We start from the raw sequence: 22,077 nt of genomic DNA, 5'->3' as shown, positions 1-22,077 counted from the left end.
CCGATCGGATCGCCCCAGGCCGGAACGGCCGGCCCTTCGGTGCAGCCGGCGACCCCGGTTTCCGCCAGGCCGGCTGTCGGCGTGCGGCGGGCGCTCTGCATCGGGATCAACGACTACCGCCACATCAGCCCACTCATGGGGTGTGTCGCAGACGCAAAGCTGTGGGCACAAACGCTTGAGGCACTGGGCTATCCGAACTCCTGCCCCAGGAGGCAGCGACTGCGGCGGCGATCCGGGCCAGGGTCACCAGCTTCGTGGCCACGGCCCAGGCGGGGGATGATCTGGTCCTGCAGTTCGCCGGACATGGCACCCAACTTGATGATCTGAGCGGGGATGAAGCCGAGGAGGGGGCTGCGGTCCGGGAGATCAAGGACGAATGTCCGTGCGCTATCGACTGCGGCTCGGAGGACGACGGACTGGTGATTGACGACGAGTTGCGACTTATCTTCAGCGGCTCGGCGGACCAAGCGTCCCTGACGTGCTTCTTCGACTGCTGCCACTCCGGCACGATAAGCCGTGTGCATGCGCGCGCCCTTTCCGCGACGCGCCTTGGCGCGAGGAGCGGACGGCAGAGAGCGATCTGCGAGCTACGTTTAGCGGGTGGTTGGCAGCAAGGACCGTACGGGCGATCATAGATAGCTGTGTGCCCATTTCAGCGATTCCGAACAAGAGGACAGACCTCCAAGACGGTACGTCTGCTATCCGCCGCCTGCGTCATCCGCCCGCCACTGAGGCCGATTTTAGTTGCTGCCCGGCAGGTACGTTGGCGCTGTTGTGTACCCCGACAAAGCCATAGAAGACCTGCAGCCTTCTCCCGCAACACAGAAGAAGACACTGCTAACCGAATAATTGATCTTCCACTGGCGAACTGATGGTGCCATGTTGATTCGCCGGCACGAGGGGGGGACGGCGGTGACCTACGTAGATTTGTTGCGTGACTTAGGCCGGATTGGCAATCGCCGGCTCGGACTCGAGACAGGACTCCCTCCTGATGAGCTGCGGTTCGCACTCGAGTATCGAAATCAGCCCGATCCGGATCTGGAGCAGTCGCGATTCGATCGGCTGCTGGGAGAAGGGGTTGCAAAAATTGAGAGACTGGCGCCGGACGGCCAGCTTCGCCACTTCCTCCTCCTCCGGATTCCCGGAGTAGAGCGGACCCTTCCGCAGCGAGATCTCTTCGGTATCGCCTATGCATTGGTCGATGTTGCCGATCTGGTAAGCGCCGAGCCCGATCTTGGTTCGGACTATTTTTCAGACCCTGAGCCGGGCGGGCGCGAACCGACGGTGGAAACGGCCGACTTGCTCGGCCCGCTGTGCTGGGTTGCCGGGGAGGCGCCTTCGGACCGCCGCTGGAGCCTTAAGACCATTCGGGCGCCTGAAGCGTGGCGAAGAAGCCGAGGCCGCGGAATCCTCGTCGGGCAGCCGGACACCGGAGTGGCCGCCCACGACGATCTGGAAGCCGGCGCGCTTCTAGTCGAGAGGGGTTTCGACTTCATCCGCGGCAAAGCGGATCCCACCGATCCGTTGCACGAGCATACTGCTAATCCCGGCCACGGCACCAGCACGGCCAGTGTCGTCGCCTCCCGGGAGCATGGTGCAATTGCCGGGGCGGCCCCGGAGGCGTGCGTCGTTCCGATCCGGTGCATCGAGGACGTAAAGGTGTTCAATGCGGCGCCGATCGCGCGCGCCGTCGCGCATGCGATGGCGGCCGGATGCGACATCATCTCGATGAGCCTCGGCGGCATTCCCAGCCGGGCTTTGCATGCAGCCATCCGCACCGCGATCGAACGGGACATCATCGTCCTGGCCGCTGCTGGAAACTGCGTTCGCACGGTGGTTTGGCCTGCTCGCTACGAAGAAGTTATCGGGGTAGCGGGGACAAACATCGAAGATCGACCGTGGAAGGGGAGCTGTCGAGGGTCAACGGTCGACATTTCCGCTCCCGCGGAGTTCGTCTGGCGCGCCCTGCGCGCTCGCTCCGCCGATCCGACCTTCGGCGTTTCCGGCGGCCAAGGCACGTCATTTGCGGTAGCCTTGGTGGCGGGGGTGGCCGCCCTCTGGCTTGAGCATTATGGCCGGGATGCGGTGATTGCGCAGGCGCGGGCACGCGGAGTTAGCGTTCAGCGCCTCTTCAAGGCCGCCCTTCAGCAGACGGCCCGCCGGCCCTCAAAGTGGGATTCCGACGATTTCGGCGCCGGCATCGTGGATGCCGACGCGCTGACGGCCCTGCCGCTCTCCGAAATCGCCCTTTCCGCGCCCGAAGTCGCCGCCGAGCCCAAGTCTTCGATCCGGAGCTTCCTTGACGAGGAAGTCGGGAAGGCGCCAATGGATCCGGAATTTCCGCTGCACCGCTATGGTGCCGAGCTCGGTGCCATCGGCCTCACCGAGGCAAAGCGCGACGGCTCCGCAGCGAGCCTCTCGGCGGAGGCGAAGTCTCAGAACACGCGGCCGTCGCCGCAACTGTCCTCGGCGGCGCGGAACTCGAGCGATGCGCGGCTGCGCCGATTCAGCGAGTTGCGGAGCGGCACGAGTGTGGAGCGCCCGCTCGCGCGAGCGGTGGGCGAGGTGCCGGTTCGGCGCCTGCGGCAGGCTCTCAAGCGGCAAGGTACCGCGCTTGAGTCCACCGGAGTCCAGTCGGTCGAGCAGGCGCGCGTTTATCTGGCGACGGGAGGCGTGCGGCAGCAGCTCGACGCCGTTGAAGCTCAGTTAGACGCGATGGCGCTGCCTCAGGGCGCGATCGATGAGACGCTGCGGGGCGCGGACGAGGCGCTGTCTAGTATCGCCGCGGGGAGGCCGCTGACTATGCGCGCGCTGGTGGGTCTCGAGGCTCTGGTTTCGCTCACCGGCCGGCCGGTCATTCCCGTCCGCGACGGAGCTATTGACCTCCATGATCCGAGAGCTGGCGCGTGGCGCGACAAGCTGTTCCTCATCAGTCAGGATGGAAGTCTTCCCTCGCGAATCCGATCCGTCGGGCGGATCGATGCCGATGGTGGCCATGTGGGAACCGGCTTTGTAGCGGGCGACGGTATAGTGATGACGAACCGGCACGTCGTGCAGGCCTTTGCGGCTCCGGTTCCTTCCCGCAGTCGCGCCCGTGAGTGGGTGATGACGAGCGACGACGTGACGTTCGACGTCGGAGACCGGCCGAATTCAGCAACCTCGTCGACGTGTTACCGGGTGAAATCCGTTATCGCGACCGGACCCAGCCATATCGATGAGGATCTGATCGACTTCACCGATCTCGATGTCGCGCTGCTCGAAGTCGAAGCGACCAGCGAGGGCGGAGCGCCGCTTCCAGCGCCGCTTCAGCTGACGAAGGCAGTCACTGCCGCCGACCGGCGGAAGGAGCTGATCGTTATCGGCTATCCGGCCAGGCCATCGTCACTCCCCACCACCAACGGATCCTTCGATCTCGAGGTCGTGGAGAGGCTCGGGGAGCTATTCGGCAACGATTACGGCGTTAAATATGTCGCGCCGGGTGAAGTGGATGAATCCGTGGGTTCCGCGAAGGATCCGATGGGATGGACGTTCGATCACGATGCCAGCACCCTCGGCGGCAATTCCGGATCATGCATCGTCGGCTTCGACGCGCCGCTCGACGTGATCGGGCTGCATTTCGGGGGACAGTGGCTGAAGGCAAACTTCGCTCATTCACTCGGCGCGCTGGCGGGCATGCAGACGTTCCTGGGCCAGAGTCCGCTGAACTGGAGCAGGCCCGATGGCCACTGACGCCGAGCTGCGCAGCATCGCGGAGGGAATCCGCACCCCCGAGCCGGTATTCGCCGAAGCCTATGAAGAGGTACGCGCGGCTCATGGCGGCGGATCGCTATCCGACAGCTTCATGGTGCTCAAGATCATCAAGAGCCCCGGCGAGCTCCTCTTTGAAAAAGTGTTGAAGGTAGCGCGGGACAGGGGATGGCTGGAGATATTTCTCGGCCGGCTTGCGGCGGTGGTAGACGGCGCGGAGGATCGTAGGCCGTCGGAGGCGGCGCGGGTGACGCTGCAGGCCATCCTCAATCCCGGCATGGGACTTCCGGATGCCTCCTCACTCAATAAGGAGATTGCCACGGCGGTGCGTCGCCTTTGCCGGATCACCGTCACGACAGGCGCTGGGCATATCAAGATGGGAACCGGCTTTCTCGTCGGCCCTCAGGCAGTGCTGACGGCCGGCCACCTAGTGACGGACCTCGTCGACGCCGCTGGCCAGCCGTTGCCGGACGTGTTTCAACAGGTCGAAGTAACGTTCGATCATTTCGCGGGGGCAACCAAACGCACATCGACCGGTCTCGCCGAAGATTGGCTGATCGGTTTCAGCAAGGTTCATCCGTCGGAGCAGCCAGGCGCTTCTATTTTAGATTTCGAGCGGGCGGACCCGGCGGGGTTCGACGCTCACCTCGACTACGCGGCACTCCGGCTGGCGAGCACCGTCGGAGGAATCCGTGGATATTACCGGCTGGAAAGGGATCGGTTACCAAGAGTGGGTGCCAACGAGACGAACTACGTCCTCGTGCTGCAGCACCCGGGAGGGCACCCCCTCAAGTACGCACATGGACAGGGCACTAGGCTGTGGCCAGATACATGCCGCACAAGGCTTCACCACAATGCAAACGCGATGGTTGGCTCGTCGGGCGGGCTAATCCTAGACGCCGAGCATAAGCCCGTCGCTCTGCACCAATGCGGGATTTCCGCTCAGGACGGCACCGCGATCGTCAATGGCGCGATACCCACTGCGTGCATCGCAGCAGCTAATGACGACACGTTCATGTCTGTCGTCGGTTTCGATCCGATTTTCCGCACAGTTTCGGGTCAGCCTGTGATTGGTCGCGAGGAATTCCAGCGGAAGGTATTGCTCACGATTACCGGCGAAAAGCGCATCCTCGTCGTTCGCGGCGCAGAGAAGACTGGGAAAACGTTTAGCACTGAGATCATGAACCAGATGCTCGGGGGCGCTGAGCACAAGATTGTAGCTCTTTCGGCGTCTGAACTTCCGGCAGACGCGTCCGCGCTTGCCGCATTGATCCTAACGAACGCAGGAGTCTCCGATGCCGCGTTCGTCCTGCCGAAGCCGGAAGACAGTGATACCGCCCGCTACGCCTGGATAAGGGACAAGCTCGTTCCCGCTCTTGTCGAGAAGCTCCGCGCCGAAGCCGGTTCCCGTGTCCTGTGGCTCATCATCGATGATCTGGAAAAGCACTTCGTGCCTGAAACATCCGCACGTGTTCTGCTCGAGAGGCTCTATCACGACATTGGTCTGCTGCCTTTCCTGCGCATCTGCTTGATTGGCCTGTCTGGCGCCGTTCCTGCTGCGCCACCCGAACTCGTTGCGGACGAGACCACCCGATCTTTAGACATCGAGGAAATTGCGGATTACCTGAACCGACGCGTTGTCGATGCGGGAGCGGAGGTGTTGCTAGGAGCCATCGAGCAGGCGGCGAAATCGATCATCAACGACGCGGCAGCCGCGGCGGGTCCGCAGGTCGAGAACGTGGCGCAACTGGCAGCGAGGCGCGCGGCGGAGCTGATTTTGGGAGATCACCGGTGATTCCGAAGTTGGGACAGTACTTTCCTGAGGTGCCGGAAAGGCTGTACGCGCCTTTGCAACGAGCGGTCGACCGAGCCGCCCTCATGGGCGCTTTCAATCCGCTTGAGCTCATCGACGAGGTGAAAGACCCGGAGGGGCAGCGACTGCTCCTGGGCACGATCGGAACCCTTTCCAAGGAACTGCCCGGCCGGGAGCCGGTTTGGCAGCTTCAAGCCGATGCGCGGCGAGAGCTGCTCCGAGACCTCTCCGACCGTGGCGAACTCGAGGAGATGGCCGGTCAGGCGCGCACCGCGCCAGACGATCGGTTGGGTCGATTCCTGGTGGCGATGCTGCGGGGAGATACTGTGTTACCCGGTGCGGTTCGACCGAACGAGTTGGACGCGCTCCACACGGCCATCGAATTTGCAAGAGATGTCCGCGCGGGGATCGATGGGCCTCAAAAAGTCGAAACAATTTTGGCGCAGCGGGACTTCGATGAGTCGATCGAGTTTCTGCTGCCGCGCCGCTTCATAGGCAGGCGCAGCGCCCTTTCCCGACTGCAGCGTTTCGTCCAATCAGGAGCGCAGGAAGAAGTCATCGGGTTTCCAGCAATACCAACAGGTGTGGTGAGCGGGATTGGAGGCGCGGGGAAATCTGCTTTACTTGCAGAGTTCGTGCGGCGACAGCGGCGCACTCCCGGCGTACCGATTATCTGGCTGGACTTCGACAGGGCCAGCCTGGCGTCCGCCGATCCGCTCGACCTGTCCGCCGAGTTCAGTCGTCAGCTCGCGCGATGGCGGCCCGATTTGGCCGGCGCGCTGAGCGAGTATCGGAATTTCGCTCGGGATCTAAGCCTTGAATCAGTGCTCCAAGAAATGAGCTTCGAGGCAAGCGCCCGTGGGGCGAGCGAGGCTTGGTCCATGTGGCGAAACGCGCTAGGAGGCCATCTGCCGATCAAAGAGACCGTCGTTCTCATCCTCGACACGTTCGAGGAGATTCTCCTGCGGGAGCCGCTTGAACTCGAACGAGTCCTTCTTTGGGTTGCGGCCCTCCATGAGGAGGGCGGATTGAGGAACCTGCGTCCGATCCTGAGCGGTCGCGCAATACCCGAAAATCTCGAGTTTCCTTCCCGTTTCGCAGCGCCTCGACGTATCACGATTGACGACCTTAGCCAGGGTGAGGCAGCCGACCTACTCGCCGACGATTTAGAGCGCCTCGGGGCGGCAGCCAACCGTTTTCCCGTACAGGAGTTGGCAGAACGGTTTGGCGGCAATCCCCTGCTGCTCAAAATCCTTGCGCGATACTGCAAGAACGAGGGAGCGGAGGCAGCCCGCGAACTGCTCGCGGGCGAAGGCAACAGGTTCGGCAAGGAATTTGGCCAAGCCTTTCTGTATGACCGCATCCTGAAGCGCATCAGGTCTGATGATCCCGTCGTAAAGGAACTCGCCCATCCCGGGCTGGTGCTCCGGCGTATCACTCCGGATTTGATCCGGTCTGTGCTGGCCGAACCGTGCGGCTTGGGCGACATCGATTCTTCGCGCGCATCCGGACTTTTCGACGCCCTTGCGGAGCAGGTTTGGCTGGTCGAGCCGCTGCCGGGGCAGCGTGCCGTGCGACATCGCCGCGACCTTCGGGGATTGATGCTCAAGGCGATGACCGACAGTCAATCCGAAAAAGTGCGGGAAATCCACCGACGAGCGCACCAATATTACGCCGATCGCTGCGACATGTGGTTGAACGAGCGTGAGCAGCACGACGAAAGCCTTTACCATTTCTACATGTCGGGAGGCCGCGAGCAGCTTCGGGGAGAAGACGCGGCGGCTTTTATCCGTCGCATCGGTCAAGATCTCGAAGATCTTCCCGTCGGCGCCCGCGCTAATCTCAAAGTGCGGGTGGGCCGCAGCCTGACAGAAGAGGAGGTCGGCGCGCTCGATAACGATCTACGCGACCGACACGAAGCCGAGCGCCTCAAGCAGCGCGCTACCAGGGGCACCGCGTCGAACGATAAGGCGGCCTCAGTCGCTTACCAATCCTCTGACGCTTTGCGAATGCCTCACGCGCGGGCGGTACCGGGTGAGAGCCTCACGCCGCTGATCGAAATCCGATTGGCGCAGGCGGATTTCGCTTGGCTTCGCGACGCGTTCCATCCAGCTTTCGAAGAGTTTCGGCTGCTTTTGACGGAGGGGATTAAGCCGAGAAATCTACCCGCTGACCTGACGCAACTGCCGCTCTGGCGCGTGGCGATGATTTCACTGCGCGAACCCGCCTTTATCGATCGCCTCGATACCGCGCTGCACTCGCTCGAAACCCGACGCTGGAACATCCCCCTGGTTCGCGGCCGGAAGTTCAGCGGGGCAGCCGCGGTTGCGGCGCTGCTTGGTTTGGTTGGCCGGCCATATCCGGACTGGCTTCCCCCCACCGACCTGCTTGCAGCCGGACGGCTCCGCTCGGCGGATGAGCTTCGCCTCCTGCAGGTGTCGGGTCCCGAGCGACCGCGGACTCGCTCGCGCATCCGCGTCAAGCTCGACCTTCTCGCTTACCTCTCTCCGGAAGCGCTGCGGGACATATCTGCAACCGGCGGGTGGCCCAGCCATATCGGCAGTTATTTCAGAAGCATCCTCGCCGCACGGCCGGTCACCCTGGCAGATATTCGCCGCTTCCGGTCCGAAGAAAGCGACGTAGATATCGCTCTTCTTCCCGGACACGCGCTACCGCCCGCGTTGCGTGGGATGACGACCGAAATCCATCCAGCCGTACGAGCCGTTCTGGATGTCGCTCCATGGCGCGCGGTCGAGATCGCGGCAGAGCTGGATGAACTGCATCCATTCTGGCCATCCGAACTGCGTGGCACCCCCTTCCACGATGCATTGCAACGAGACCGGCAGCGCTGGCTTGCCACGTTCATCGAATGTGCGGACCGCTTGGGCGAACTGGACAGGGTTGTATCGGCAATAGCGGGCGTCGATGCGCGGGGCGCCGAGCTGGGTAGGATTTGGTACGGCTACGACCAGCAGCTTCGGCGGCGGATAGGATGAATCGACAAGGAGACGATCAGATGGGTACTGATTTGAATTATCGTCCTCGTCTCGGTGACATGCGTCTACTGGTCGTGGCGGGCGCCTTCTCCAGCACAGAGGCTGTCCTAGAGGCGCGCCGGAAAGAGCCGCGGATCACCCGAGCCGAAACGCTCGGAGACCGGAAGGGTTACGATCCGGGCTTCCTCGGAGATCTCGTCGTTCCCCTTCCCACGCCCGAGGGCCTTCGGGCCGAAGACGTTCTGGGGGTTGAGGGCGCGGATGGAGGCCGCCTCGACTACACCCACTTCTCAGTCGTCATGTCGCGGTCGAGGAGAATCGCGATGTTCGTCGCCGTGAACATCGACGGCAGCACTTCGCGTTCCATTGAACGCGGTAGTGACAAGTGGTTTCTCGACGGACGCATCCCGATTGATGCGCAGGTCGGTGAAGAACTCTACGCCGAGAACCTGCTAGACCGCGGTCATCTCGTTCGCCGGGAAGATCCGAACTGGGGACCAGACGCGGAAGTCGCGAACGACGACACCTTCCACTTCACGAATTGCGCTCCTCAGATGGGCGCGTTCAACCAGCGGACCTGGCTGAGCCTGGAAGATTATGTCCTAAAGAATACCCGCCGTTGGGGGGAGCGGGTCACCGTCTTCACCGGACCCGTATTCCGCGACGACGACCGCTTCTATCGGCACGTTCGGATTCCGACCGCGTTCTGGAAGGTGATCGCTTTCGTCAACGATGCCGGCCGCCCCTCAGCAACCGCCTATATCGTGGACCAAGTGCGGCAGCTAGGAGATCTGGAAGCTGCATTTGGCGCATTCCAGACATATCAACGCAGCGTACGCTACATCGAGGCCCTTACGGAACTCAACTTCGGCTCACTATGTGACTTCGACGGTTTTTCGAATGAGGAGCGTGCGACAGGAACGAGCATCGAAGCTGTGCTGCGCGGCCCTGACGGAATACGTGTCTAAGCCGCAATCCGTTTTCTATCGACGTAGACTTCCTCGCGGGAACGATTGTCGACGAGAACATCCTCTTACTAGTCAGGCCTCAAGTACGGACTCTTGTTAGTTGCGCGGACTGTCGGATAAAGCCTGGACTCGCCGCCAGCTTGCTGAGAAGGCCAGCGTCTGCTGCTCCTAACCATCAGCCGGAAGCTGCCTGTCGGCTCCACTATGGAGTTCCTCGCCTCGGCACTCGGCGCCACTCCAACGGTGGCTGCTGTTGGCGAGATGGTCGACCGGGTGGTGGACCTTTTTCAGCGGCTCGCCAAGCCGCAAGGAGGCCGTAGGCTAATCCTCCAGCAGGCACGATGGGGATCCTGGCCTCGTTCATCATCCGGCTGTCCGGAGGCGGCTTCTCGCTGTCAGATCTCGTTTCCGATATCGAGGCACGCATTCAGGTTCATGACCTCATCATTAAGCTTCGCACGGTGGTGGCCGATACACTAGGACGCGACATGCAGACGGCGCTTGGCTGGTCTTTCGACTTGGCGCGTGCAACCTCCTCCGCGCCAGTTTATGACGTGAGCACGGTCCCAGCGATCAAGCCGCCACTCCCGGCAGGCGTTTCAGGGGTGCGGTTCCTGGTCGATCTTTCGGGTTGCCGGCAACTCGGCAGAGCGCGGCTCGACGCGCTCGCCTCACACGAACGGGCGCTGCTGCCACCGTAAGACGTCGAAGGTAGCTATGTGGGCGAGCAACAGTCGAAAGCTAAATGCTCTCGGCCTCAAACTGCCGTGCTTTTCCAAGCCGAGGGTGGCTACGCGTGAGTTCGATGTCTGTCCCATCTCGCGAATGCCACAGACATCGAAATGCTCAGCTCGCCGTCTAGAAAGTTCTTACACATCAGGTTGTTGTAAGCTAAGCACCGGAATGTGCCAGTCGTGAGGTCTGGAGAATATCTGCCCTGAAAGACTGCTTTCTGGCGTCTTGGCGCTATAGCCAGTGCTCAGACCCTCCCGCATAACCCTCGAGTATTACAAGAAAATCCGGCCGCAGCCGGATTGGGAGAACGCTTTCGCGAGGGCAAGTGGCGGAGGGGATGGGCCTGAGATCCAACCTTCTCCAGGTTTCGCCCGGGTGGCGATGACAGCTAATACGGCGCTGCGGGATATTGCTTCCGCGCGACGCTGTATTGCGGAGAGTTCAAGAATTATCGCCTTCACAGATGCTTAGCCGTCGGGACCTCTACGACCTGGTCTGGAGCGGCGCGAGAAAGGGCGCGACATGAGGAGCGCATCGGTTTCGCACTCCAAGCAAAGACACAGGCAGTACGCGCTCGCGTCCACGGCCTGAGCGGCGAGCAAGCTGCATCTCACCACGCCAGCACAATTGAAGGCCGGCTATACCTCAAGAACATCATCACGCAGTCCGAGCTATTCGCGATCGAACATTACAATCGGACGATCGCGCGCTTCCGCCGCGATGCCGAAGGCCCAATCCCCGCCGGGCAACCCTTTCGCCCGGTTCCTCCCGAGCGAGGGTGTTGGTGTTGGCCGCGCTACGGCTCCGTCCGGCGCAGCCGATGAGATCGCGCATAAGCGCGACCAGGCCGAAAGGGCGCTCGCCAAGGCGGGCCCCCATGCAATGAGTGCGGTCCACCGCGTCTGCCTGGAGCGGCTCGAACTGCCTGAGAAGAGTCAGCAAGCCTTTGTTCGCGGCGTTAAGGCGCTCGTCGCACACTAACGTCTTGGAGCCGATCCGCACTGCAAGCATGAAAGCGCGGCCACCTGAGCGATAGGTAATGTTGGCCTGCCGGGCCTTGGGAGGCCCATCGAAATTCTCGCCCTCACCGGGGTGACGCTCATTGGCATCCGTGCGCATCAGCACGAACTTGCTTTCCCGGGAAATGTCGGAGGGTGGATGTCGGCGCAGAGCGGCATACGGTGAATGGAGACAGAATAGCTGCGGGCGTCACAATGAGCACAAGAGATCTCAGGGTTTCATGGAGAGATCCGATGCCGCAGAGCCATTTGGTCGCCCGGAGGCCTCTTGCGCCTCTAAATCGTCGGCGGGCGAATTTATCGGGCGGTTTATGCCCACGTTTGATGGTCAGGAGCCGGCGCTTCACGGCCGAGGTCCCTTTATAGTTAGAGGCCGAGTGTATCATTCCCCGCGGATCGCAATACGGATTCAAACGGTCGAGAAGGTGGGACTGGTGAATGCGCCTTGCATTGCTTGATTTGGAGACATTTAGAATGTGGGAGAATCTCGAGGCGCGCCTCGATGAAAATGAGCGCGACCGCCCTCTACCGCTGCGCCGGTCGCTGTTCGACGTGTTGCGCGGCTCGGGCTTGCGCCCGGGAGGCGGGATAACCAAAAAGATGGTCTCCTTTGAATTTGGCGCAGGTGAGCGCCTGCTGTGGGAAATCCAGAACCCCGCTAACATCTTTCTCCACGTAAAATGGCGCGATCGCGTCGAGGTGAACGGCTTTGCCAGCGAGCTACGACCCTATCAGAGCGGCATAAAGGATGGGGGGCGGCATTCCGCGCTCAGCCGCCACTGGTCCTTTGGCGATGCTGATTGCTTTCTTGTGAGGATCGAGACCACCGAGGCCCTGCGCCGGCTGCTCGGTGGCTTGTCGCAATCCGACGACGCGTTGGTTCTCGATCCGGCGACGGTCATGCGCTGGATCGCGCGGCTCCGCCACTTCTTTCCCGCCCTCGATCGTTTCGACCGGGCCGACCCCCACTTTGACGAGGCGGAGCGAACATACAAGCTGGAGATCGCGGCCGATCTCAAGACGGCGATCGCGCAGGCAAGCTCCGATCAGGAATTGGCCGATGCCGTAAACACCGCGCTTGCCAAAAGCAATCTGTTGCAATGGCGAGCCTTCTGGCCGATGTCGCCCAAGGGTGACGCTGATCGCGAAAAGCTCTGGCCGGCTTTGCGCACGCTCGTTGATGCCGCGCTCAGCGCAGCGGAGGGTCACGCCTCGGCGCTGGAGGCCTTTGTTGATGCGTGGATCGCGGCTGTCCCGAACGGCAAGCCCGATCCGGCCCGTCAGATCGCCGAATTCCTGTTCCTCCATCTCGCTCCCGACGAGGGCATCTACATACGCCATTCCGTGCGCCAGGACTTCTGGCTGGAAGCCGTTGGCAGCCGTTTTCCGGATCATGCGTCACTGGCTGATACCTATCGCGACGAATGGCGCTTTATGGACGCGGTGCGCCGCGCTTTTGTAGAGCGCGGCCTAGCGCCGCGCGACATGATCGATGTGCAAAGCGCGCTGTGGATCGTCCACAATTACAAGGAAGAGGATGTGGCGATACATTCGCGGGAGGCGATCGAGGCGGCGATGGACGCCTATGACAGCTATCGGCTGTCGGGGGAGCACGCCGCCATTTTTGAGGCTTTCGGTGAGCCGCGCGACTATTGGGTACGCTCGACACGCGAGAGGCCGAACCGGGTCTACCCATCAAAGCCGATCGTCGGCTTCCTGCGCGGCAAGACGCAGCTTAATGGCGGCTGGGGGCAGAAGGCCGACGCCGCCGCCCAGCTGCACAACGCCGGATATATCATCGTCGACAGCGATGACAAACCGATAGAGCGGCCTGATCAGAACAGCCATCTGCTTAGCGGAGGGGCTCGTGTCCAGCTTTGCGCTGCCAACTATTATATCGCGACGGCCAAGGAGGCCGGCTCTCCAAGAGTCTCAATCCGCGCTGGGGATCTTAGGGCTGAGTTGTCTGAACGGACACCGACGATTTGTGCAGCCCTAGGCAACGAAAACCTGCAGCGGCTCGCAAATGTTCTAAGGCCTCAGCTTAGTGGTCCGCCTGAAAGTCGGGATTCGATCTTCACGTTCCATCTCGGTGAGAAAGCAGCGCAGTTCACCATGACTTCAGATCCATCGGTCATCATTTCCGCTACCACCAATCTCATCGTTTACGGCCCGCCGGGAACAGGCAAGACCTACGCCACCGCCTGGGAGGCGGTGCGGCTCTGCCTGGGGAACGCGGCCGAGCAGCTGCGCGATGACCGCGAGGCTCTGATGGTCGAGTATCACCGTCTTGCCGGCGAAGGCCGGATCGAGTTCGTTACCTTCCACCAGTCAATGGCCTATGAGGATTTTGTCGAAGGCCGTTAGCCTATGACCGGATCCGACGACGATGAGGAAGCCGCCTCTGTAGGATTCCGGCTGGAAACTGTGCCCGGGATATTCCGGCGCATCGCGAAGCGGGCCGAAACCGGACTCGGTAAGAAAGCGATAAGCAATAGAATAACGACGGAGGGCCGCCAGATTTACAAGATGTCGGTGGGATTCAGTAGGCATGCTGGCGACCAAGAGCTATTCGAGCAAGTGATCGAAGGCGGTTACACTCTCCTTGACTGGGAGGATATCGACTGGAGCGACCCAAAGTACGAAAACGCTGAGGAGATTCTGAAAGCATGCGAGGCACAAGGCAAGATCGAAGGGCCTGTCACCCTACAGTCTGGTCAAGTATCGATCACGGAAACGTTTCGTAATCGTCTTAAGGCGGGCGATATTATTGTAGTCTCGAAAGGGAACAGGTTGATCCGCGCCATAGGCGAGGTGACCGGACAGTACGAGTATTATCCACGATCGGATGGGAAATTTGCTCACAGACGTGCCGTCCGCTGGCTCTGGCACGATCCTGCAGGCGTTCCCGTTACCGAGATCTATGACGGCAATTTCACGATGCGGTCGCTCTACGGGCTGAGAAAGGAGCGGCTCAATATTCCCGCCCTTGAGCGATACATGAACAGCGCGATCAAGGAAGCCGATGCCCAGGTTGAACGGGAGGCCTTCGTGCTGATCATCGACGAGATCAACCGGGCCAATATTTCCAAGGTTTTCGGCGAGCTGATCACGCTCCTGGAACCCGATAAGCGTCTGGGTCAGGCCAATGCGCTCAGAGTGCATTTGCCGTATTCGGGGGATGAATTTGGCGTGCCGGCCAACCTCCATATTATCGGCACGATGAACACGGCGGACCGCTCGATCGCGCTACTCGACACCGCCTTGCGCCGCCGCTTTACCTTCCGCGAGCTGATGCCCAACGTCGGAGAACTGCGCCAGGGCCTGGCGGCCAAGGGGATTGAAGCCGCGAACCTCGACGGAATCGATCTGTGCAAGCTGCTCCAAATCATCAATGAGCGGATCGAATATCTATTCGATCGCGAAAACCAGATCGGCCACGCCTACTTCACCAGCTGCCGCTCCCGCGCCGATGTCGAGGCCGTCATGCGTCACAAGGTCATCCCGCTCTTGGCAGAGTATTTCCATGAGGATTGGTCGAAGGTCGCCGCGGTACTGGGCGATGACAACGGCACCAATGGCTCGCATTTCCTCGAGGCCAAACGATTGGCGGCGCCGGCCGGCTTCGCCGATGATGAACTGGGCGGCGACAAGATGAGCTGGAGCGTGAAGGCAGATTTCGACTTTTCGGATTTTTCTGCCTGATGCCCTTTTACACGGTTCGGGAATGGGACAACCTCGCGTATGGCGAAGGCGAAGGGCAGATTCCTTCCCGCCACGCCGACAGGTTGGCCGCACTGGCAGCCCGCTCGACTTTTGCCGGTCGCGGAGGCAACGGCGTGCTTGAACATGGCCGGCACGCCTTGCGCGCCCGCGGCGTGGTCGGAATCCTGGCAGCGGGCGAGGCGAGCCTGGAGATCCTGCCCAAGATCGATGTGGCGCCCGGTGACACAACCGATCAGCAGAATGCGGTGATCCGCAAGCGCCTTGTGCATATGCTGGCCGTTGCGCTCGATCTCAAGATTGATCTCGGCGTCATCGCTGATCTCGCCTGGCAGCGCGAAACCCTGCTGGAGATTCTAATCCGCATCTTCTGCGAGAAGCTAACCGAAGCCCTGCGCAAAGGGATGCCGCGCCGCTATGTCAACCGCGAAGACGATCTGCCGACCCTGCGTGGCCAGCTCGACATCATCCGTCAGTTCACCCGCCATGCCGTCAATCCCACGCGTCTTGCCTGCCGCTTCGATCTTTTGTCCGAAGACACGCCGCTCAACCGGATCATGAAAGCGGCAGTGATGCGCCTGGCGCGCCTCTCACGGCGCGCCGCCAACCAGCAACGTCTGCGCGAGCTTGCCTTCGTCTATGCCGATGTTACCGACGTGCCGGTTTCCGCGCTGCGCTGGGATCAGGTTGTGATAGACCGCACCAACCGGTCCTGGCAGGAGCTCTTCGCTATGGCCCGGCTTTTCTTGCAGAACCGCTATCAGACGACCACGGGCGGCGCCGGTCAGGGCACTGCCTTGCTGTTTGAGATGAATGCGCTGTTTGAGGAATATGTCGGGCGCTTGATTGTCCGGGCGCTGGCAGGGACCGGGCTCACCGTTTCGCTGCAAGGCGGCCGGCTGTTCTGCCTGAGCGCCCACGACAACGGACGCGCCCTGTTCCAGACTAAGCCCGACATCCTGATCCGCCAGGGTGGCAGGGTCACCCATGTCATCGACACCAAGTGGAAGCGGATATCCGCGCGGATCGATGATCCCAAGCAAGGTGTCTCGCAGGCCGATGTCTATCAAATGATGGCCTATGCGCAGCTCTATCGCGCCCCGCGGTTGACGCTGCTCTATCCCCATCATCCCGGCCTCGGCGCCGAAGACGCAGTTCACGGGCGCTTTTCCATCACCGGACACACCACAATCCTGGAGACCGCGAGTATCGACGTGGCGCACAACGCTAACACGCTCACGCGGCTTCGGCGCCTACTAATCGGGGATCTAGGTGCAGGTCTAACAGCCGATAAAGTGTCGGATTACACTTCTTACAGTTGATAGACCAGTTAACTGCCAGCTTTTAGCGAATAACGTCAAACTCGCCTGCCGCCACCTCACAGCTTTCACTTTGCGCCAGTACTCGCTGCAGGTGCCGCGCGAGGCGTTCGGCCGTCTTCGCCTCCGTCCGGCGGAGGCGCATCGCTGAGTCGAGGCCGAGGCGCGTTCGGTCGGGCTCGGACAGGCGCGGCGAGAAGCGGATTGTACCCTCCGCGTCGAAGCCAATGAGATGGGCTTCGAAGGCGGCGTCGAGATGAGCGGCAAGCAGGAGACCGTTGTGGACGTCGAGCCGCTCCTTGTCGCCGCATTCCGCCCAGGGGATGATATGGCTGGCGCGCAGAAGCCGCGGGTGTTCGACGCCGGTCACTGCGCAGCGGCGCGACCAGTAGGCCATCAGCGCCTCGCGAAAAACGTCCTGGCCAACGCGCTGGACGACGAGGCGCTCGGCCTCGGTCGTTCGCGGCAGGTCTTTCGCCGCCTTGCGGAACTGGTCCAGCGGCGTGTCGGGCAGCGAGACGCCGAGCTCGTAGACCCGCTTCAGTCCGTACATCAGCGCGGTGAGATTGCGGAAGGCGTAGCGCTTCAGCCCCGGCCCCGGCATGTCGACGCTCGGCCAGCCGATCTCGGCGGTTATGCCAGGCGAGGCCAAAGCGGCGTAGAAGCGGCCATGGGTGTTCTCGGCCGCGAGCCACAGCCGGCCCGGAAAGTCGGCGCTGTCATAGGCGAGCCAAGCGTCCTCGCGCCCCGCCGGCAGCCGGAAGCCGCTGCGATAGGTGACGTCCCCGCACTCGTATTCGACCGCCGGGCTCGGCGGCGTTTCGAGGGTGTAGGGCGGGGCGAGAGCCTCGGGCGCGTCCTCGGCAGGTCCGCTGGTCACGGCCATGGATCAGGCCGCCGCGTTGTCCGCCCGCTCGGGCAGCGTCGCTTGCGGTGTCAGATCGGGCACGGGCTCGGCGGAGTGAAGGTCGAGGCTCGCGAAGGTGCCGTCCTCGGTGAACCGGTCCCAGGCTTCGAGCACGAGGCGGCGGGTGCGGTATTCGCCATATTCGCGCATCTCGCGATTCTTCAGCACGCGGAAAGTCTCGGAGGGGTAGTCCGGCCCCTTCACGTCGGCCGGATCGAGCACGTAGCGCAGCTCGTCGCGGGTCAGGCCGTAGGCCGCGGCGTAGAAGGCGTCGAGTTCAGCGCGCAGCAGCGCGCGGCGGTCCTCGTCCCAGATAAAGGGCTCGCCGTCATAGCCGAGGTCTATTGCGAAAGGCTGCATTGACCAGGAGGTGTAGGTGAGTTCGAGCACGCGGGACGTGACGAACACGAGGCGGGATTCGGTGTAGAATTCCTGATTCTTGACTGGCGGTTGCTTTACAATGAAGTAGTTAAAATGTAGTCTACCCATTTTCTGCCGCGCAACATAATCAAATACCATTGATGACAAATTGCAGTAAAGTCCTAATAACAGAGATTTATTTGCGTTTTTGCAAAATATAAGCGGAATAATATTTCCGACTGCAGACAATGGAATAAACGTTGGAATGAAGCTCCTCTCCGTAATGCTTGTAGATATGTCCCGAAAACCAAGGAGATAAGGCGACGTCGAAATGGGCATGCGAGATACGGCGATCTCCCACTCGACCCAGTAAAAGGGCAGTGGATTAAATTCGCGATCAGCGTAGGAGGCCAAATCCGTGTCGGGCAGAGCACGGTAGCCTCTTTCAATTTGGTCGGCCGAGTACCCGGCCGCACGGTGATTGTATAAATCGCACATCTTCGCTTCATACAATGGAAGAAACCGCACAGATTTCGAGTTTCCTTCGTAAAGCCACTCAATTCCACTTAGGTGAAAGCCTTCTGATCTCAAAAATGCGGCTTTCTTGAAAAGCGATGAATCGTTAGACATGTCGAAGTGGTGAAGAAAGTTGATGCCCCACGGATCGCCATTTATAATTCCATCGTTCACTAATACATCTGAATTATAATATATCTTCGCAGTGACTAAGGCGTCCACGTTAGAGCGAAACTGGTGCCGTTTTTGTATTTGGTTCATGCGAGCAATTGATGCAGCGCTTATCTCGAAGATCTTTGCTCGATCGCTTAGATCCGCAGTCTCGGTGATAAACAATGCAAATTCTGCACTTGGGGACCCAACGCCTACAGTGAGCAAAGAAAATTTCGTAGTCCGATGAACTGCCGGGAATATTCCAAGTCTATTTTAAAATCAAATAGCGATACGAGTCGGTTGTTTGAAACAATACCTTCAAAAAACGGCGCGGTCGTCGCATCCGTCGCAGTGCCCGTCGGCACGATGACGCCGGCGCGGCCCTTGCCCTCCGACAGCCGCGCGAAGAGTTCGGCAAAGAGCGCATAGGTGTTGACGTCACCTCGCCCGGTGAGCGGAAAGCGCCCGCCATCCTCGCCCGGGACGCGCACGAAGGTCGAGACTGCTTCCGCCTCCCGCTTGGCGAAGGTGAAGGCTTCGAAGAGCTTCCGCTCTGGCGTTTCGGATTCCCCCTTTTCCAGCGCCTTGATTAGCTTCTCGCGCGCCGCCTTGTTCGGCGCGCCGGCGATCTCCGGCGAGCGGGCAGCGAAGAATTCCTGCTCCTGCAGTTTGATCCGCTCCCATGGCGGATTGCCGAGCACGACGTCGAACCCGCCGGGCGTCTCGCCCTTTGGCGCCATCACGTCCGGGAATTCCAGTGGCCAATGGAACGCCTTCGCCACATAGGCGAGCCTTTCCGCATTGGCGACGAGCGGGCCGTAGAGCTGCCGGCCGGCGATTGCCTGGGTCGTCGGCGCCCGAGATTAGGTTGGGGGCGCGTTCGTTTCACCCTCTCCCCTCAATCGCGGCGGCCCCATCAGCGGCCTTTCATCAGCCAAGGCGCAGGATGAAGAGTTGCGTGGCCGCCCGGTGCAATCAGCAGGATGCTATGACACGGGTCCTACGTAGGGATCGGCTTGCTGGGGCTGGTGCTGGGGCTGCGGCTGCGAACCGATCAAAAAAATCAATTATATCAGGAACATGATCTGGTAACATGGCGGAGAGGAAGGGATTCGAACCCTCGATACCATCGCTGGTATACTCCCTTAGCAGGGGAGCGCCTTCGACCACTCGGCCACCTCTCCGGGGACGGGCAATACGCGCGCCAGCCGCCGCTGGCAAGAGAGCAAGCGGCAAAAGCCGCTGGCTATGCCGGGAGTCGGGGCGGATGCTTCCGCTTCCGCTTCCGCTTCCGCTTCCGTAGCAGTAGCCATAACCATAACCATAACCATAACTATAGCCGTAGCCGTCGATCGGCGGCCAAGCTGTCGGAAAGCGCGGATCGCGCCCGGGCGGATCGCCCTGGCGCGGTGGGGCGGGCGGCGGGGGCGGGACGGCTGCAGCGGTGCGGCATCCCGTTGGCGGGTGTCGATCCAGCCGCCGACAAGCCCGCCGGGCGATGCTGGCGCCCTTGCCGCGGCGCGGCTTGCTTGTGAGGCCGGCGGGGCTTCGATAAAGGTCGTGAGAAAGCGCCTCGCGATGGCCGGAGGTGACGGCGGGGCATGGTGTCGTGATGCAGCGGAAAGTCGTCGGAATTCTTCTGGTCTGCGTGGTCCTGCTGGTGGCGATCGTCGCCGGCTACTGGGACATGCTGCAGAGCGAGCGGCTGCGCATTTCCAATCGCCCGCAGGAAGCAGCAGAAACCGATGTCGCGGCCCTGCCGCCGGTGCCGGCAGCGGATGTCCCGGCTGCCGGGCCGGGCGAGACCGCCGGTCCGTCCGGCTCCGACGCGAACCGGCAGGCGCCGGGTGCCGCCGGCGAGGCGCTGCCCGACGAGGCCGCGCCCGAGGGCTCATCAGCGTCGCCGACTACCCCGAGCCCGACGGGCGAATCGACGGCGGCGGTGGTCGAGGCGCCGCAGGAACGCCCGGCGGACACGGGAAACCTTGCCGAGAGCGCCGGGCAGGGCGCAGCGGCCGTGGCACCGGCGCCGGCACCGGCGCCGGGCGCCGCGGGGCCAGCGGAATCAGCGCCGCAGCCGACGGTCCCGGATGCGGAGCGCCGGGCGGCGGTGGAAACATCCACGGCGACCGGCCCGGAGGACATCGCGGCCGATGCCGGCGATGCCGCGGCGCCCGCCGCAGCGGAGCCTGACGCCGGCGCGGACGCGACCGGCCCGCTGCCGCGCTTCGACCTGCTGCGGGTCGAGCCGGACGGCGCGACGGTGATCGCCGGACGGGCGGCGCCCGGCAGCCGGATATCGCTCACGGACGGCGACGCCACGGTCGGCACCGACACGGCCAGCGCCGCCGGCGAGTTCGCGATCGCGCTGGAAAAGCCGCTGGGGCCGGGCGACCATGCCATCCGGATCGTCGCCACCGCCGAGGACGGCGCCGTCGCGACCTCAGAGGAAACGGCCATCGTCTCGGTGCCGGAGCCCGGCCGCGAAAGCGAATTGCTGGCCATGGTGGAGGCGCCGAACCAGGCGTCGCGGCTGATCAGCGTTCCCGCCGGACAGCCGCAGGAGACCGCGCCGGCCGTCGTCCCGCCGCGATCGGCGGCGCCTTCCGATACGACGCAGGCACCCGGCGCCGCGGCGGGGAACGAGCCGGGTCTGGCAGGCACTGGCGCCGACACCTCGGCGCCCGCCGAATTGGCAGCGGCGGCGCCGCCGTCCCGAACCGGACAGTCTGAGCCCGAGCCGGCGCCGGCCGTGCCGGTGCTGCGTGTCGAGGCGGTGGAGATCGAGTCCGGCAAATTGTACGTCGCCGGTGCCGCGAGGCCCGGCGCGCAGGTGCGCGTCTATATCGACAACGTGCTGATCGCCGAGGACCGGGCGAGCCGCGAAGGCCGCTTCCTGGTGAGTGCGGATGCCCCGGTGGCGCCAGGCGATCACCTGGTGCGCGCCGACCAGCTGGCGCCAAGGGGCGGCGTCGAGATGCGCGCGGAAGTGCCGTTCCAGCGGCCGGAGGGGACGTCCGTGGCGATGGTGGCGCCGCTCCCGGCCGGCTCCGACGGGCCTGCCGGAGACGATGCGGCCGATCGCACCGGCGACGACGGGACGCCAGCCGGCCGGGCTGGCGCGGATAGCACCGCGAGCGCCTCGCCATCGCCGCCTGACGCCGGCACGACGCCGCGTGCCCCGACCGACGTACCGGACGCAGCGGCGGTGGCGGACGCAGCGACGCCACGTGACGCGCCGGCGATTTCCGCCGGCGGCGACGCCGCCGCCGATCGGACGGCCGAGGCCGCGGCCGTGGCGGACAGGAGCACGGGAGAGGCTTCCCGTGCCGATGCCGGCACGTTGGCTCCTGCCGTGCCGGCGACAGCGGACGAACAGGCCGCTCCGGAGCCGGACGCGCCGGGCGCTGCATCGCCGGAGGATCTGGTGCCGGTGACGCGGCAGGAAGCGCTGACCACGGCGCCGGGGCGGGTGATCATCAGGCGCGGCGACTCGCTCTGGCGGATCTCGCGGGAGACCTACGGGCTGGGCAGCCGCTACGTGGTGATCTATCTCGCCAATGGCGATCAGATCCGGAACCCGCATCTGATCTATCCGGGGCAGGTATTCAGCGTTCCCGTCGAACGCACCGACGCGCCGCCACAAGGCGGCAGCGGCTAGGCCGCGGGCCGCTCCTGATCTCCGGCGCTGGCCCGAAGACGGGCCGGCAGGCCAGGCGGCGAAACAGCATCAGCACGTGAAGCGGCGCGGCGCATTCGCCGCGCGTTTCACGTCGGGAAGGACAGACTTGGCAAATCCGGGCAGCAAGCGCGTATCGGGC

The 22,077-nt window shown here is 62.7% G+C and carries 14 protein-coding genes, 1 tRNA gene and 1 pseudogene; 11 read left to right on the top strand and 5 right to left on the bottom strand.

Annotated elements, in window-relative coordinates:
- Nucleotides 1–39: 39 nt before the first annotated feature.
- The 7 genes and pseudogenes from LXB15_RS21130 to LXB15_RS11090 form a co-directional block, all read left to right on the top strand.
- Nucleotides 40–189: pseudogene (locus LXB15_RS21130) on the top strand (caspase family protein); the annotation flags it as partial.
- An 11-nt stretch (nt 190–200) separates the two neighbouring features.
- Nucleotides 201–635, top strand: coding sequence for a caspase family protein (locus LXB15_RS21125; protein ID WP_370640221.1), 435 nt, complete (start codon nt 201–203; stop codon nt 633–635).
- 277 nt (nt 636–912) lie between these two features.
- Nucleotides 913–3,729: a S8 family serine peptidase gene (locus LXB15_RS11110; protein ID WP_233948524.1), complete on the top strand. Its 2,817-nt coding sequence runs from the start codon at nt 913–915 to the stop codon at nt 3,727–3,729.
- Nucleotides 3,719–5,542: a serine protease gene (locus LXB15_RS11105; protein WP_233948523.1), complete on the top strand. Its 1,824-nt coding sequence runs from the start codon at nt 3,719–3,721 to the stop codon at nt 5,540–5,542. Before LXB15_RS11110 ends, LXB15_RS11105 begins: the two co-directional genes overlap by 11 nt.
- Nucleotides 5,539–8,556 (top strand): hypothetical protein, encoded by a 3,018-nt coding sequence (locus LXB15_RS11100; RefSeq protein ID WP_233948522.1) that lies wholly within the window; start codon nt 5,539–5,541, stop codon nt 8,554–8,556. The genes LXB15_RS11105 and LXB15_RS11100 overlap by 4 nt, the downstream gene beginning before the upstream one ends.
- Before the next feature lie 20 nt (nt 8,557–8,576).
- Nucleotides 8,577–9,524, top strand: a complete 948-nt coding sequence (locus LXB15_RS11095) for a DNA/RNA non-specific endonuclease (RefSeq protein WP_233948521.1) — start codon at nt 8,577–8,579, stop codon at nt 9,522–9,524.
- Between the two features lie 341 nt (nt 9,525–9,865).
- Nucleotides 9,866–10,225: a hypothetical protein gene (locus tag LXB15_RS11090; protein ID WP_233948520.1), complete on the top strand. Its 360-nt coding sequence runs from the start codon at nt 9,866–9,868 to the stop codon at nt 10,223–10,225.
- 691 nt (nt 10,226–10,916) lie between these two features.
- Here LXB15_RS11090 and LXB15_RS11085 read toward each other — a convergent pair.
- Nucleotides 10,917–11,384: a hypothetical protein gene (locus LXB15_RS11085; protein ID WP_233948519.1), complete on the bottom strand. Its 468-nt coding sequence runs from the start codon at nt 11,382–11,384 to the stop codon at nt 10,917–10,919.
- A gap of 368 nt (nt 11,385–11,752) precedes the next feature.
- Here LXB15_RS11085 and LXB15_RS11080 point away from each other — a divergent pair, with 368 nt between their 5' ends.
- The 3 genes from LXB15_RS11080 to LXB15_RS11070 are packed head-to-tail and all read left to right on the top strand — an operon-like array spanning nt 11,753 to nt 16,323.
- Entirely contained in the window at nt 11,753–13,645 is a 1,893-nt protein-coding gene (locus LXB15_RS11080) for a hypothetical protein (RefSeq protein WP_233948518.1), read from the top strand.
- Between the two features lie 3 nt (nt 13,646–13,648).
- A complete protein-coding gene (locus LXB15_RS11075; RefSeq protein ID WP_233948517.1) occupies nt 13,649–14,983 on the top strand; it encodes an AAA family ATPase in 1,335 nt (444 codons plus the stop codon).
- Nucleotides 14,983–16,323, top strand: a complete 1,341-nt coding sequence (locus tag LXB15_RS11070; protein WP_233948516.1) for an McrC family protein — start codon at nt 14,983–14,985, stop codon at nt 16,321–16,323. The genes LXB15_RS11075 and LXB15_RS11070 overlap by 1 nt, the downstream gene beginning before the upstream one ends.
- Nucleotides 16,324–16,345: 22 nt before the next feature.
- Here LXB15_RS11070 and LXB15_RS11065 read toward each other — a convergent pair whose 3' ends face one another.
- From LXB15_RS11065 to LXB15_RS11050, 4 genes are all read right to left on the bottom strand, one after another.
- A complete protein-coding gene (locus LXB15_RS11065) occupies nt 16,346–17,206 on the bottom strand; it encodes an HNH endonuclease (protein WP_233948515.1) in 861 nt (286 codons plus the stop codon).
- 3 nt (nt 17,207–17,209) lie between these two features.
- Complete coding sequence (locus tag LXB15_RS11060) at nt 17,210–18,439, bottom strand: hypothetical protein (RefSeq protein ID WP_233948514.1); 1,230 nt, start codon at nt 18,437–18,439, stop codon at nt 17,210–17,212.
- Between the two features lie 29 nt (nt 18,440–18,468).
- Nucleotides 18,469–19,038: a hypothetical protein gene (locus LXB15_RS11055; RefSeq protein ID WP_233948513.1), complete on the bottom strand. Its 570-nt coding sequence runs from the start codon at nt 19,036–19,038 to the stop codon at nt 18,469–18,471.
- A gap of 312 nt (nt 19,039–19,350) precedes the next feature.
- Nucleotides 19,351–19,440: transfer RNA gene (locus LXB15_RS11050), tRNA-Ser, on the bottom strand.
- 428 nt (nt 19,441–19,868) lie between these two features.
- On the opposite strand from LXB15_RS11050, the gene LXB15_RS11045 reads away from it, so the two are divergent.
- Nucleotides 19,869–21,917 (top strand): LysM peptidoglycan-binding domain-containing protein, encoded by a 2,049-nt coding sequence (locus tag LXB15_RS11045; RefSeq protein ID WP_233948512.1) that lies wholly within the window; start codon nt 19,869–19,871, stop codon nt 21,915–21,917.
- Nucleotides 21,918–22,077 lie beyond the last annotated feature (160 nt).

Origin of the sequence: Aurantimonas sp. HBX-1, assembly GCF_021391535.1 — a bacterium.
Lineage (GTDB): Bacteria > Pseudomonadota > Alphaproteobacteria > Rhizobiales > Rhizobiaceae > Aurantimonas.
Note: the sequence above shows the minus strand (reverse complement) of the source record. Positions and strands in the feature narration are given on the sequence as shown.

Excerpts from the sequence above, each read along its gene's own strand:
- LXB15_RS11045 (WP_233948512.1), top strand. The coding sequence starts at position 19,869 with ATGCAGCGGAAAGTCGTCGGAATTCTTCTGGTCTGCGTGGTCCTGCTG.
- LXB15_RS11095 (WP_233948521.1), top strand. The coding sequence starts at position 8,577 with ATGGGTACTGATTTGAATTATCGTCCTCGTCTCGGTGACATGCGTCTA.
- LXB15_RS11065 (WP_233948515.1), bottom strand. The coding sequence starts at position 17,206 with ATGGCCGTGACCAGCGGACCTGCCGAGGACGCGCCCGAGGCTCTCGCC.
- LXB15_RS11075 (WP_233948517.1), top strand. The coding sequence starts at position 13,649 with ATGACCGGATCCGACGACGATGAGGAAGCCGCCTCTGTAGGATTCCGG.
- LXB15_RS11070 (WP_233948516.1), top strand. The coding sequence starts at position 14,983 with ATGCCCTTTTACACGGTTCGGGAATGGGACAACCTCGCGTATGGCGAA.
- LXB15_RS11080 (WP_233948518.1), top strand. The coding sequence starts at position 11,753 with ATGTGGGAGAATCTCGAGGCGCGCCTCGATGAAAATGAGCGCGACCGC.
- LXB15_RS11090 (WP_233948520.1), top strand. The coding sequence starts at position 9,866 with ATGGGGATCCTGGCCTCGTTCATCATCCGGCTGTCCGGAGGCGGCTTC.
- LXB15_RS11105 (WP_233948523.1), top strand. The coding sequence starts at position 3,719 with ATGGCCACTGACGCCGAGCTGCGCAGCATCGCGGAGGGAATCCGCACC.